The organism is Peribacillus sp. YIM B13481 (assembly GCF_042787985.1).
In the GTDB taxonomy this organism is placed as follows: domain Bacteria; phylum Bacillota; class Bacilli; order Bacillales; family DSM-1321; genus Peribacillus; species Peribacillus simplex_A.
Genome location: NZ_JBHZPE010000078.1, coordinates 1 through 13,187 on the forward strand (window position 1 = coordinate 1; position 13,187 = coordinate 13,187).

Here is a 13,187-nt window from a genome sequence, read left to right on the forward strand (position 1 = left end):
TCTTTTGTATTCTCAAAATAACAAGGTGATCCAAACTCCATTCCTCTAAAGTCTTGAGCACGTGCCACATGCTTGAAATTTAGCAATATCCACCCAGGGTTTGAGAGGTAATTTGAGCAATTTTCTTATTTTGGTTATAATTCATTTTAAAGCCTCCTGGTATTTGAGTATTTTGTCCTTTTCTTCGCCGAGCTTCAGGACTCTCTCATTCTACCAAGAGGTTATTTTTTTGTTCAAACTTCAATTTCACTGATTACAGGAATGCTGCCCCGTTAGTTTAAGTAGGAAACTTCACAATCTCAATAGAGTAAAGCCTATTGGTACATAATCAAACCACCCCTACATTAGGATTTATGATGTCTCATAAGACTTGTGTCAAAATGCTTAGCGTTGTAAATCCGCACTTTTCCTGACTCTACCCCATGCCCATCAAGTTAAAGTTTTGTAGTACCCCCAGAACGAAATTTTGGACTTTCTTGTAACTTATAAGCTCAATTTATCGTTTTGGGGGTGACCTATTTTCTTGGCTTGATGGGCATGTGGCTGTACCCCTTTATAAAGAAAATATTTCACTGGAAGAATTAAATGAGGTTGAAATTAAAACAGAAAACCTTATAGATAACTTTGAAAAACAGCTAACTGCCATTGATGATGAAATATTTGATTTTGAAAAAATGAAGGACTGTTTTTCTATTTATAAAAATAGTTATCCTTTAATTACAGACTATAAAAAGTCTGATGATAAAACAAAATTTAAGCAAGAAAATTATTATCAATTTAAGCAATATGATATGGCTAAAAGGAATATCCATTTTCTTAAAAAGCATTATGGGATTGATGAAGAATCGAGTTTTCATTATAAGTTGTCTATGATGAAAAATGAGCGTAATTTACTTTATGGCAGCCTTGGAAAACGGAATGAAAGAGCAAGAGAATTGGAGCGTCAAGAACGAGAAAGAAGGGAATTGCAGCGAAGAAAACGCTTAGACGAAAGATAAAAATTAAGAGTAAATCAAGATACTTTGTGGTATAAATTTAATTACGTGGAGGGATATTTTAAATCAGGAGGTGCGTATTATTAAGGTGTGGGACGACATTATGACTGCTCGGGAAGCAAGCGTTGAACTTGGAAAAAACACTAAGTATGTTTACCTTCTTTGGAGACGTGGATCTGATGTGCTGCTGAAAGACAGCGTCCAAATGAAAGGAAGTACACTCCTTATTACAAGACAGGGTTTTGAACATTTAAAGCTAATTGCAAACGAGGGATCACATAAATTGATTTAACAATAATAACCTATACACACTTACACTTGCAAGCGTACCCATATACATACTTAGGGTACGCTTGTTTGTTTTTTGTAAAGTGAATTACTCACTTCCTAGATCAGGTGTCCGAAGAAAATAAAGTATTAGACTCGAGTTGTTGATTTAACGCGGTTTTCAAGTTTAAAAATCGTCAGCTCTTGAGAAATAAGTTTTAGACTATTTGATTCTAATAAACAGAAAACAAATAATAACCCGAAAATAAAGTATTAGACTGTTTTGATCTTTCAGACAAAAAATGGAAACTGTAGTAATTCAGTCAAGAAGAATTATTACAGTTTCCATTTTTCTAATTTTATTATCAGTTATTTTTCACACCAAATTCTAGAATCTTATCAAAATAATGCTTAACTTCAGAAAACAACTCATCATATTTTTCTTTTTCAAGAACATGAAGCTCATTCTCAAGTGTGATTTTCTTTCTAAAATGTATTTCAGGCTCTTCTACAACCAAAAAATAAACAAGTCAACTTGTGTTTATTAAGTGCTTTGGCAACCTTGTTCTGTCGAGCATAGGAGCCAATCTTACCCATAATAAGGGCACCAGACACTCTACCCTCACGAATAGAATGTACCAAGCGTAAAGGTAGTGAAAAATGAAACTGGAAGCAAACAACAAGTTAGTCATGATTGGAGATTCCGTCACGGTACGAATGCGGCTGTAACGGCCGATAAGAGATTAAGGAACAAATAGAATCTTGTCAATGAAATAGGAGGCTTCTTGGCGAAGCAAAGGTGCTTTGGACCGGAAATCGACTGAACCATCAGAATTGGTTATTGTGACTGGATCCGTAACTCCGGCAGCAACAAGCTTGCTTACGGCCTTGATAGCCGATTCATCGGTTTGCCCTGCCAATCGCACCTCATCGCCAAGCGGCCATGGAAGAGGAATGCGCGTTAAAATGACGGCCATTTCTTCCCGAGTTATCGTGCGATCCGGTTCAAATCGGCCTCCAGTCTCCTCCCCCAACCAATGCTGCTCGACCGCTGCCTGTATCTCTTTGACCGCAAAATGGTGTTCGATATCCGTATAACCGGATTTCGATTTGGAGGGCGGATAGCCGACAGCATGCAGTAGCATTGTGATGAATTCCGCACGGGTCATGGGCGCCTTGGGGTCAAAGCTGCGCCCATCTCTTCCATTGATGATATCCAGCGAATGGAGCTTTTCAATAGACGGTTGGTAGGGGCTTTCTTTCGAGACATCGAAAAACAGCGCTTTTTCCTGTATTTTGGGCGAATAGGCTATCGGTGACTTCGCAGGTCTGTACATATTAGCAATACCGCCATCCTTTTGTTCAATAAATGCTATTTTCTTCCCGTGGTCATCCATAAACAACAAGGGATCTATCTTTTTCAAAGTAGTCTTGCTATTCCTCAATTTGTATCTGTCTTCCGCTACAAGTTGTCCGTTATTGTACGTAATTCTAGTCACAAATGACGGGGTATGCAGGTCTTTGTATAATCCGACGTAACGCGCGGCTTGCTGTTCTGTCAGAGGTGATACCGATTCAGGCGTCTTGGTGCTCTTCGGATAATAATGGTCCATAAAGGCAGCATACAAATCCGAGCGCAATTCGGAATCATTATTATAAATGACGAACATTCCCGTTTTGCGCTCAGGCAGTAGCCATGTAAATGAGGCATGTCCGGGGATGTTCCCACCTTTGCTGACGACATACTGACCATTCGACAGTTCATTGAAAATGCTTTCAAATCCATAGCTTGTAATAGGTATGGCCGGATGAGCGAAAACGGAAAACTTGCTCATTCGCTGAACACTTTGTTCGCTTAACATTTGCCGATCTCCGGCCTTTCCTTTTTGCAGAAGCATGGTCATGAATTTAGCCATATCGCTTCCGGTGGACAACATTCCGCCCTGAGGCATGTCCGTAGGATAAAGGCCATACTCCGGATATGGCGTGCCTTCCGGATCGTAAGCTGCAGCCATTCGGGCTTTAAGCTCTGGGGTTACAAGATCATGGGAAGAATTCATGCCGAGCGGCTGAAAGATGTTTTTATCCATGTATTCATGAAAAGGGAGCCCGGTAACTTGTTCCACGGCATATCCCGCCAAAGCAAAAGCATAATCGTCATACTGGTAGGCTTCCCCCGGCGTCCGGACGATGGTTGGCATTCGATCCATTAAGAAATCTCGAAGAGAATTCTCTTGATTGAGAAGATCGGGCGAGGCGTCATCGTCTTTTTCATATGGGAAATCGAACCCAGTCATGTGGGTCAGCATATTTTCCATAGTTAGCGGTTTACCTGTCGAATTGGGTATTGTGATACCTCCGAGATAAGATTGGATGTCCTGATCCAGCTTGATCTTCCCTTGGTCAGCAAGCTGCAGCACAGCCGCAGCCGTAAGTGTCTTAGAAATGGAACCGATGCGAAAAACGGTATTGGAATCAACTGGGGTTTTGCTTTCTTTGTTTGCATACCCGTATCCTTTGGATAATACCACTTGTCCGTCCTGAACGACGACGAACATGGCACCCGGGACATTGAACTTCTTCAGGCTTTCCCCAAAGTAATTGTCCGCGAAGGCCTCCACTTCTTTGGGGTCAACCGGACCGCTTGGAGCAGTAGGAACAGCTGCAGGCTGAATCGCTGTGATTGTTTGCCCCTTAAGAGGGAGCTGTTCCGTACTGACACTATACCCTCCGACCAAAGCAATCAAGTAAGTCACAGCTAGAGACGTGCTTAGCGTTACAGCGAGCACTTTTGAAACTCTTTTTTTACGCATTAGAAAATCCTCCATCAATAAAATTAGTATAGTCTAGAAGTACCCTCTCAGTGTAACATGATGGATTATTTCCCCACACAGTCTTCCGTCTAGTTCATTCCCTAGCCTAAGGTCAAGCAAAAAAGGGGATGTTGATGGACTAGTTTCAAGTTCTATTGATACACGCAATAAAGACTTGGAAAGCAGAAAAATTGAAAACTACCTAATTACAGATGAGAAGGCTGATTTTTCAACTTCTAAAGTATTGTTTGCAGACATTACCTTTAAAAATGGTAGCGAATCAATTATTCCTTTCAATGTTGTAAATGGGGCACCTCACGAAACGGAAAATATAGTGCGTTAAGCCCGACAAGGTGACCACATATGTTCATAGAATCGGTGATTGAGCCACCAATAAGGGGAAGTACCACCTCATGATGTTTTTGAGACTCGGGGGTAAAGATCCATGTACAGTACATGGAGTTGATCGAGGACACAGTAACATGTAAAATTGATCCTACTCCTCTCCCCCCAAGGCTCCAGTAGCAAGTACCTCTCCAATTTACGTAACAAATTTTGAATCTTCGGGAACATAAAAAGGCTTGAACACTTTGATAAATGTCCGAACCATATAAAAAAATTATAACAAAAATTTGCATATCTGGGATGACGATGTGGTTTCGATCCACGCTAGCGCTCACATTCAGAGTGTTTTCTTCTTCTGACTAATTGCGTGTATATATTTAATTGTAAGTCTCCATAACACTTTCCCCAACAAAAACATCAACACACCAATCACAATAGAAGTTGGTAAGAACTGCATTGGGCTTGGTGTAAATGCTCCAATTTGGATTGTGATTCCGGTAATATCATATCCCATAAGATGCCCGACAAATTTAATAATTCCGCCTATTGGTGTAATAACTCCACTTATCATTAAAGCAATGGAAAGAGTACTGATAATCGGCAAAACAAACATACCGATGGCGCCTGCAAAGCTGCTACAAAAAGCAAATACAGCGGCGAGTTTACGCCAACTAAATTTACTGTTCTTTGAAATGGCATCACCTAAGTATGCTTTCGCTAATTCTTTTGGGTTTCCTAACCTTTCGATGATTTGCTCAGTAGTAAGACCAGTATTTTGCAACTCAAGCATTGCACTTTTGATTTCTTTTACAATGTCAATACGCTCGGAAGAGGACAAAGCTTTTAAATACTTTTCAATTTTTTCAAGATAGTTATCCATAATTTTATACTCCTTTAATTTCTGCTATAGCAATTAATAAATTATCCCATTCTAAGGACATAGCGTTAGGTATTCGTTTCCTTTTTTTGTTATGGAATAATATTTTCTCGGTGGCAAAGCCTCTGTACTATCTTGCTAAGATGAAGAAACATATTCTTCTTTCAATAATCTTCTAAACAGAGGATAAATTGTATTCTCTTTTACAGCAACGATAGGAAAATGCTCTAACTTACTTATGATTTCATACCCATAATATGGTCTTCTGCAGAAAGAGTAGCGTATTTATTCATTGTATGGAGGATTTTTTTTATTAACTTAATATCGTTGGGTTGCCGCCATAATTCCAAAAGCCCCGAAGTGAGTTGGGGCTTTTGGACCAGAAAGATATATTTTTAACTATAAAAACTATGATGAAATTTTTCCGCTTTTTCCGTATTTCCTACTTGTTAAATTCAGCAAATAAAATGTTTTTAAAAGGATTAGGACTGTTATCTCTACCCAAACTGTTCAAACTGACGACCAACGTATGATTGCCTCCAAGTGTACCTCCAGCAATCGTAGAAAACCCTAGAATGCCACCTGTGTGTCCCCATATCGAGACACCATTTGAAAGCTTAAATTCAAAGATTCCAAGACCATATCCTTCGATTCCTTTTCTTCCTACAGGAACTGTAGTAAGCATTTGTTTTAGTTGCTCTTCCTTCAGTAACTTGCCACCGAGCAAGTAAGAGAAGAATTTATTTAAGTCATCAGCATCAGAAATCATATCTCCAGCCGAGCTTCCTGCACTTGGATTATAATAAGTTACGTCTTTTATCTCACTTGTTTCGTCTGGTTGGGAATATCCCCGGGCATGCTTGGTGCCTGGAATAACGCTTGAATTGCCAGGTAGGAATGTATCCAACAATTCAAGCGGTTCAATAATCCGATTTTCAATCTCTTCCGCGTAGCTGTTTCCGGTTACTTTTTCAATAAGAATACCCAATAATACGTATCCTGTGTTTGAATAAGACCAGCCCTTTCCTGGAACAAAGTCTGGGGGCAGAGAAATCCCCAACTTCACTATTTCTTCAGCCGTATACGATTTTTTTGTATCCATAAAATCAGCGTCTTTGGATCTTGAGTATTCGGCGATACCACTTGTATGGTTCAATATCTGCCGGATGGTAATCTGATTACCATTATATCCGTTTCCTTGAATGACACCAGGCAGCCATTTTTCGATGGAGTCGTCTAGATTCAAGCGGTTCTCTCCAGCTAATTGAAGTACAACCGTTGCGGTGAACGTCTTCGTCACGCTGCCAATGCGAAAGCGATAATCTGTTTCCATTGGTTTCTCGGTGCTCAGATTCGCTACCCCAGTGGCATAACCCCACTTTTTTCCACCCTCAGAAGTTTTAGCAAGTATCCCCGGGAATCCAAGTTGCAATGTATCCCGCATAGCTTGCTTGACGGAATTATGATCTTGTTGAGTGCTTGTTTGTAAAGAACTAGATTCATTTTGAGTGAGCTCTGCTTTTACAATTGAGGTTGGCGAAGTGTATAGCAGGGAACTTCCAGTTATTAAAAGGGCCAGACTAGCAAATGTAATTTGACTACGTACTTTCATAAGGCATTCCTCTTCTCTATTTAATATTATAAGTTTATAATCATCTTCATAATTATTGTTTTACCAACGCTATTCTGTCCTAACAAGCGGATCGCATACTGTATTCCACTAACACCATAATCGGACAACAACTTCGAGGCGAGCTCCTGTGCCTTTTCTTTTACTGTTTCATTATTCGTTAAAGCAAAAGCAGGGGTGACCGGTATTGCAATAAGCATAGCGGTCATTACTATAGAAATCATCTTCTTCATTATTAATTCCCCATCGTATTTCTTCTAGATGTGACTTACTGAATTCATCATACAAGGAAGAATACTGTTAGAATGAAAAGCGCCCTGAAACGCAAAAAACAATCCCTAAACAACATGTTGTCTAAGGATTGTTCGTTTAAAATGGCAGTAGGACCATATTATGAAATACTTTATGTTTTGTTTCAATGGTCATATGACCACCGTACTTGTCGCAGATTCTAGCTATGTTCGTTAATCCAATACCATGAAATTCCGGGTTTGATTTTTGGCTGTTTAAGTGGGCAACTTCATTCTCCACATGATTCATGATGTGAATGAGAAGGGTAGACTCGGTAGAATGTATTTTTATAAGAATGTACCTATCTTCTGCGACTTTCGACTTTTTAGAAGCCTCTATTGCGTTATCTAGCATATTTCCAATGACAACACATAAGTCATAACGGTCAATATGGACTACTTGTGAACATAAGTTAATCTTTGTATCTATTCTTATGCCATTGGCTTGTCCAATACTAAGCGTATTAGTGACAAGAGCATCTATAACGAGATTCCCCGTATTAACCCGCTGATAGGCTCCTTCGACTTTATTTAATGTCGTCTTAATATGTTCCAGTGCAGTTGTTAACTCATTTCGCTTAATACACTCTTCAATATACAAAAACTGCTGATTCGTATCATGAATGATTCTTTTAATGGATTTGAAGCTGTGAACGACTTTTTCGTAATTCGCATCCTGATAGTCCATCTGATGTTGCAACTGAGTATTCTCATGCATGAATTGAAATTTATCAATGATCGTATCAAAAATATAGAAAATCATAACGTTTAAAAATAGTAATACTATGACGGATATGAAAGAATAGGCGTCCTTATAAGTTAGAATATTCAGTTGGTATATACTTACGATAGGAATAACCGAAAAAAATATGTAGTAACGATAATGCAAAGAGTAACTTCTACGTTTTGCAAGTAGTCGTATGATCTGAATGATAGCAAACATGATCATGCAGCTGAGTAAAATAGCTTTCGTGTAGGCTATTGGATCATGTTCTTTTACAGGGTCAAAGCTAAACTCAACTGAATATAGGGTATAAAAAAAATAAAGAGATATAAAATTAACGAGAGATATTAAAACACCGTAAAACAAAGAAAAAATGATCTTTTCTTTAATTTCTACTTGATAAGATTGCGCAAAACTAAATATTATGAGCAATTGTAGAATCAAAGATAAAATAGGAGAGATAGGAATAACCAGATAGGTGTAATCAAGCACCCCAAAGATAAGGAAGTAAATGAATCGGTTTTGTTTTTTAGCTGATTTATCAAAAACCGAGTTGAAGAAAAAATTAATTTGCAAGCCCATCACAAATATAATACTGAAGACAATAAGAAAATTATTTTGAATCATATCAATCGACCTTCATAATCATAAATTTGGTGTAAGTATCTTTAATCTCTTTAATTTTAGAACGGCCTATAGGTAATTCCATACCATTGGACATGAGAACCACTCCGCTAGCAAATTTCTTCACATGAAGCAGATTAATAATAATGGAACGATGGATTTGTAAGAAGTTACAGTCCTTTAAGGCCAAAGCATAATCTGAAATGATGCCTTTACTTTCATAGGTTTGATTAGTGGTGGTGAAATGTAGTTTGCTTTTTATAGTTAAGCTTTTGGCGGCTTCAATACTAATGAGGTCATCATATTTTATAATGACTTCTTCATAAGATGACTTGATGACCATAAACTTTTTATCAAGCGCTTGAAAATATTGGCATACCTTGAGGATTTTCTCCTCCATGATCGATGCGGCAATAGGTTTTATCAAATACTGGAATGTCATGACATCAAAACTTTCCACCATATATTCAGGGTAGCTTGTCAGAAAAATAATTTGTTCATCCAGGTTATTTAACCCTCTTATTTTCCGGGCTGTTTGAATCCCGTTTATCCCACCCATTTCAATATCCAAAATTAAAATATGGAATGGAGTTTCATTGCACTCATAGTAGGATATCAACTGCTCCCCCGAGCCGAATAATTCGATTTCAAATTCTATATTTGTTTTTATGGATAAAGTAATTAGGAAGCTTTTAACAAGCTCACTTTGTTTTTCCTCATCATCGCAAATAGCCACTCTATACAAAAATGATACACCTCTCATATCTAATACCTTTATTCTAAAACCCTATATAAGCATGATACAACCTTTTGACTTTGTATAGATAGCTTTTGGATGAAATGCAAATTAAAATCCTTCAATAGCAAATGAACGAGCTTCTTTTTCGGAGTTTCTTTGCATACTTATCCCCCTGAATATTTCCTTGACTGTACCTTACCAATTTTCGGAGGTGTTTTGAATGTCTTATTTATAACATCCATTTGGAGTTAAGCTGTAATTCCAAGCTGTTTTAGATCAGGTATTTCCTGAATATAAGGGTGTATTTGGAGATTTACATTCTGTTGTATCTTTGAAAACATTGTTGGCGTTCCCTACCTCAGATGAAGTTCTGAGCGCTGGAGAGGAAAAATTAACAGAGATGATTGCATCTTTATGTGTACGAAGATCTGGTAGTTGGGCTGCTCAAAAAGCAAAAGCACTTATGGCAGCAGCTGATCGGAATCCATTCTGAAAAGCTCCATTACAAAGCCATCTATTCACCCTAGAAATGTATGTAAACATGCTGCTTCATTATTAAGAGCATCTTGCAGTCCTTGAAAAGCAGATGAATGATCTTGCTAATGAAGATAATCCAATCGATCCCCGGTATTGGAGAAAAATCGCGGCAACGATTATTTCAGAAATAGGCCAGCTAAATTCGTTTAATGCTAGGTATTTTAGAAACGCTGCACTTGTGTAGGCAGAATATGCTTGATATGAATCGTTTTTATCTTTATCTCCGAAATCACAAACAGATTTACATACAATTACTTTTGGTTTTGGAGTAAAGAAATTCTCTACAGCATAAAACACACCGTACGACTCCATATCAAGTCCCTTTAATTTTCTATTGTAAGGATCTATAAAACGTTTGATAATCTCATCATTTTGTACTACAACTGACCCGCATGCCATAGGACCAACGACTAGACTTAGTGAAGTTTCTGGTTTGTCACTAGGCCATGTCCGCTTTATCTCACTTAACTGTTTACTGTAGTCTTTGTTAATTATCTCTTTAATTTCAACATCCAAATCTAAATATTTGGGATCTGGCTGAAATAAAAAATCTTCAGTTTCTCCTTCTTTTGAATCATCTACTGATACAATCTTACCACTTCCATAATCCAAAACCTCAGTTGGAATAATTATATCTCCATAATTCATTTGCCCACGTTTCCCAGCTGCTATACCAACCATGCTTATATATTGGGGCCTAAAGTTATTAATTAGTTTTGCTGTTAGTACTGCTGCTGCTGCTGCAAGAACAACAGACTTACTTTTACTCCCATCAACAATTAAGCCTTTAAAATAAATTGTAGGATCATTTTTGAGTTGAAGTGTCTCCACATCTGTTAACATTCTCATCATTTTTGACGAGTTTCTTCTATTATATAGTGACTTTTTTAAAGTCACTTTCAAATTCCTTAACCAACTTATAAAAAGTCGTCTTTTTAACACCTAATTCCGCCATGGCTTTAACGGCTGTCATCTCTCCTGCTTTCCAAAAATCATAGACTTCTTTAAACTCTTCCGTTACTTGAGCTTTCGGTCTGCCGAAAGGCACACCGTTTCGTAGTGCCACATCAATTCCTTCACGTTGCCGTTTTCGTATACGGTCCCGTTCCTCTTCCGCCATCCAGGAAAGTATTTGTAAAACTAAATCAGCGATAAATGTACCTAGGCTATCCTTAAATTGTGTAGTATCCAATAATGGCATATCCATAACGACGATATCTGCTTGGATATTTTTCGTGATGTCATTCCATTCCTGTAGAATCTCTTCTTTGTTCCGACCAAAGCGATCCAGAGAGTGAATGTAAAGAACATCTCCTTTTCGAATCATACGTTTTAATAATTGATATTGAACCCGATTGAAATTTTTTCCACTTTGTTTATCTAAAAAGATATCACGTTCATTGAGACCTTTTTCCAACATGGCTTGAAGTTGTCGTCCTTCATTTTGATCTTTGCTACTCACTCTTATGTATCCAAATTTTCGGACATCCATTTTTTTACTCCTTCTTCTACTTTTCTCTCTCTTATTCTATCAAAAACGTTCGTAAAAGTGTATGCAAAACAGAGAACGTTCATAAAGTATTTTTCAGCTTTAACGAACGTTAAAATAAGATGATTTTGCATAAGAAATACTCGTTCGTAAAAGTCTACTTTTATGAACGGTAGCAACAATGCTATACAGCCAATTTCCCTAATCCTTTTGGGATCAATGCATCTATCAGTTTTTCAATAATATTGGTCATAAGCTTCTTCATGTTTATATGTTCCAGTTTCTTCTGTATACGGACATTTTGTACATTTGTAAAAGATTTTTTGACCATGACCATCCCAACTATGCAAATCCCTTACTATTTTATTGCTACATTTTGGACATTTAGGAATACTTTCCTCATATAGTCTTTTACACTCTTTGACATAGGGTTCAGGTTTCTCCCCGAATTTTTTGCCGAAGAGTATGCGGAATGGATGTACATAAAGATAACATTATTCATGATTCCCCACCCTTCCCTCCAATCCACTTTACCAAAATATAGTAAATATGTATTTTTTATTTGGGTATCTTGTCCTTTAGACCCATAAGAAACTTCTATGGCGGCGATTCTCGCCGCCACCATCTAGCACGAAAACCTGCTCTTTACCCAAAAATAAAGTCTAACCCATTAAACCCTTGACAATAATGGATGATAACAATACAACCAGGCTGAGCTTTTTTTGGTGGATCTTAAAGAAGATACCCTGTATAAGAAACTGGTTGTGACAGTATTGAAGAACCATTTAGTGTACTGCTAGTACGTATACAAAAATTTTTGTAACAAATCTCCTGTCATATGTATTGTTAATCTTTTTTTGAGGTGATTCTCCTATGGAAGCAATGATTGAACGGTGTGCTGGCCTTGATGTACACCAAGAAACAGTAGTAGCCTGTGTATTATTTGGATCATTAGATAAAAAGCCAAAAACCTCTATTGAAACGTTTTCAACTACAACAACGGGGCTCTTGGCTTTAAGTGATTGGCTCGCTACCCTTCAGGTATCCGATGTTGTGATGGAAAGTACCGGAGTCTACTGGAAACCAATATGGAATATACTCGAAGGATCTTTTCACCTTGTTCTTGCCAATGCCAGGCATGTCAAAAATGTTCCAGGGCGTAAAACTGATGTAAAAGATGCCGAATGGCTTGCCAAGCTTCTAAGATGCGGACTTATTGAAAGCAATTTTGTACCACCAGAGGATATTCGTGATTTACGAGATCTTACTCGTTATCGAAAAAAATTGATTCATCATCGCACATCAGAGCAGAATCGCATTCACAAAATTCTTCAAGATGCTAATATCAAGCTAACATCCGTTCTATCAGACATTTTTGGTGTATCGGGACGCCGTATCCTTGAAGCGATTCTAAACGGTGAAAAAATAGAGACCGATGGTCTTCGAAAAATGGTGGATTGGCGTACAAAAGCAAGTATTACTGACATTGCCAGTGCAATTAATGGTCGTATTCGCCGTCATCATCGTGATATGCTGCGTTACCATTGGGAGCATATGGGTTATTTAGAACAAACCATAGAAGAATTGGAAAAACAAATCGATCAACTCCTGTCCCCCTATCGTAAGGAAGTAGAATTATTGGATGGTATACCTGGTGTGAACAAAGCTGCCGCAGCTACTTTTATTGCAGAGATGGGCGTTGATATGTCTGTATTTAAGTCAGCTAAACATCTTGCCTCTTGGGCTGGTGTGAGTCCTGGAAATTACGAAAGTGCTGGTAAAAAAAAAACGAGTAAAACCACACAAGGTAACAAAGCTTTGAAAACGATGGCTGTAGAGTGTGTACTAGCGACATCA

At 38.0% G+C, this 13,187-nt stretch carries 12 protein-coding genes and 4 pseudogenes; 4 read left to right on the forward strand and 12 right to left on the reverse strand.

Annotated elements, in window-relative coordinates:
- A pseudogene (locus tag ACFX4X_RS23760) lies at window positions 1-145 on the reverse strand (IS110 family transposase); the annotation flags it as partial.
- Between the two features lie 394 nt (window positions 146-539).
- Between ACFX4X_RS23760 and ACFX4X_RS23765 the strand changes: the two are divergent.
- Together ACFX4X_RS23765 and ACFX4X_RS23770 are read left to right on the forward strand one after the other, a co-directional pair.
- Entirely contained in the window at window positions 540-998 is a 459-nt protein-coding gene (locus tag ACFX4X_RS23765) for a hypothetical protein (protein ID WP_377387066.1), read from the forward strand.
- 100 nt (window positions 999-1,098) lie between these two features.
- Window positions 1,099-1,287: a helix-turn-helix domain-containing protein gene (locus ACFX4X_RS23770; RefSeq protein ID WP_289336585.1), complete on the forward strand. Its 189-nt coding sequence runs from the start codon at window positions 1,099-1,101 to the stop codon at window positions 1,285-1,287.
- Window positions 1,288-1,802: 515 nt separating this feature from the next.
- On the opposite strand, the pseudogene ACFX4X_RS23775 reads toward ACFX4X_RS23770, so the two are convergent.
- From ACFX4X_RS23775 to ACFX4X_RS23810, 8 genes and pseudogenes are all read right to left on the reverse strand, one after another.
- Window positions 1,803-1,910, reverse strand: a pseudogene (locus ACFX4X_RS23775) (Tn3 family transposase); the annotation flags it as partial.
- 95 nt (window positions 1,911-2,005) lie between these two features.
- Complete coding sequence (locus tag ACFX4X_RS23780; protein ID WP_377387069.1) at window positions 2,006-4,075, reverse strand: serine hydrolase domain-containing protein; 2,070 nt, start codon at window positions 4,073-4,075, stop codon at window positions 2,006-2,008.
- Between the two features lie 682 nt (window positions 4,076-4,757).
- Window positions 4,758-5,300, reverse strand: a complete 543-nt coding sequence (locus ACFX4X_RS23785) for a DUF1700 domain-containing protein (RefSeq protein WP_284470668.1) — start codon at window positions 5,298-5,300, stop codon at window positions 4,758-4,760.
- Between the two features lie 135 nt (window positions 5,301-5,435).
- Window positions 5,436-5,582: a PadR family transcriptional regulator gene (locus tag ACFX4X_RS23790; RefSeq protein WP_311628253.1), complete on the reverse strand. Its 147-nt coding sequence runs from the start codon at window positions 5,580-5,582 to the stop codon at window positions 5,436-5,438.
- A 157-nt stretch (window positions 5,583-5,739) separates the two neighbouring features.
- The gene (locus tag ACFX4X_RS23795) at window positions 5,740-6,909 is read right to left on the reverse strand and encodes a serine hydrolase domain-containing protein (RefSeq protein ID WP_377387072.1); all 1,170 of its coding nucleotides are present in this window, start codon (window positions 6,907-6,909) and stop codon (window positions 5,740-5,742) included.
- 26 nt (window positions 6,910-6,935) lie between these two features.
- Window positions 6,936-7,160: a hypothetical protein gene (locus tag ACFX4X_RS23800; RefSeq protein WP_377387075.1), complete on the reverse strand. Its 225-nt coding sequence runs from the start codon at window positions 7,158-7,160 to the stop codon at window positions 6,936-6,938.
- Between the two features lie 136 nt (window positions 7,161-7,296).
- Window positions 7,297-8,568, reverse strand: coding sequence for a GHKL domain-containing protein (locus tag ACFX4X_RS23805; RefSeq protein WP_377387078.1), 1,272 nt, complete (start codon window positions 8,566-8,568; stop codon window positions 7,297-7,299).
- Window position 8,569: 1 nt separating this feature from the next.
- Window positions 8,570-9,310 (reverse strand): LytR/AlgR family response regulator transcription factor, encoded by a 741-nt coding sequence (locus tag ACFX4X_RS23810; RefSeq protein WP_289336589.1) that lies wholly within the window; start codon window positions 9,308-9,310, stop codon window positions 8,570-8,572.
- 253 nt (window positions 9,311-9,563) lie between these two features.
- Here ACFX4X_RS23810 and ACFX4X_RS23815 point away from each other — a divergent pair.
- A pseudogene (locus ACFX4X_RS23815) lies at window positions 9,564-9,992 on the forward strand (transposase); the annotation flags it as partial.
- Between the two features lie 89 nt (window positions 9,993-10,081).
- On the opposite strand, the pseudogene ACFX4X_RS23820 reads toward ACFX4X_RS23815, so the two are convergent.
- The 3 genes and pseudogenes from ACFX4X_RS23820 to ACFX4X_RS23830 form a co-directional block, all read right to left on the reverse strand.
- Window positions 10,082-10,693: pseudogene (locus tag ACFX4X_RS23820) on the reverse strand (phosphorylase family protein); the annotation flags it as partial.
- 19 nt (window positions 10,694-10,712) lie between these two features.
- Complete coding sequence (locus tag ACFX4X_RS23825; protein WP_377387081.1) at window positions 10,713-11,333, reverse strand: recombinase family protein; 621 nt, start codon at window positions 11,331-11,333, stop codon at window positions 10,713-10,715.
- 181 nt (window positions 11,334-11,514) lie between these two features.
- Window positions 11,515-11,661, reverse strand: coding sequence for a hypothetical protein (locus ACFX4X_RS23830; RefSeq protein ID WP_377387084.1), 147 nt, complete (start codon window positions 11,659-11,661; stop codon window positions 11,515-11,517).
- Between the two features lie 542 nt (window positions 11,662-12,203).
- Between ACFX4X_RS23830 and ACFX4X_RS23835 the strand changes: the two genes are divergently transcribed.
- Window positions 12,204-13,187: IS110 family RNA-guided transposase (locus ACFX4X_RS23835; RefSeq protein ID WP_377387087.1), on the forward strand; the 984-nt coding region annotated here is incomplete at its 3' end.